Annotated in this window: 1 protein-coding gene; it reads left to right on the top strand. The window is 46.2% G+C overall.

The features are described 5' to 3' along the window. Positions 1-48: 48 nt before the first annotated feature. Positions 49-353: transposase (locus AAHB90_RS32920; RefSeq protein ID WP_446717950.1), on the top strand; the 305-nt coding region annotated here is incomplete at its 3' end.

The raw sequence follows: 353 nt of genomic DNA, 5'->3' as shown, positions 1-353 counted from the left end.
CAACGCCGCTATCAACAAACGCATAAACGGACAGGTTATCAATCACAGATCAAAGAATACGAATGCAGCAGTTGCAGCGGTTGCCCGTTTTATGAGCGTTGTTGCAAATCCGAGCAGGGAGCCAACCGGACGATCAAGGTCAACGAAAAACTTGATCACTACAAGCAGCAAGCCAGGACAAACCTTCACTCGCAAAAAGGCTTCCAGCTCCGGAAACGACGAAGTATTGAAATAGAAAGTTGTTTTGGTGACATAAAAGCTAATATGGGCTTCCGCCGCTTCCATCTTAGAGGTCTTAAAAAGGTAACCGCAGAATTTACCCTGGTTGCCATGGCCCACAATCTGAGAAAACT

It is taken from the genome of Dyadobacter sp. OTU695, from assembly GCF_038440355.1.
Taxonomy (GTDB): Bacteria; Bacteroidota; Bacteroidia; order Cytophagales; family Spirosomataceae; genus Dyadobacter.
Note: the sequence above shows the minus strand (reverse complement) of the source record. Positions and strands in the feature narration are given on the sequence as shown.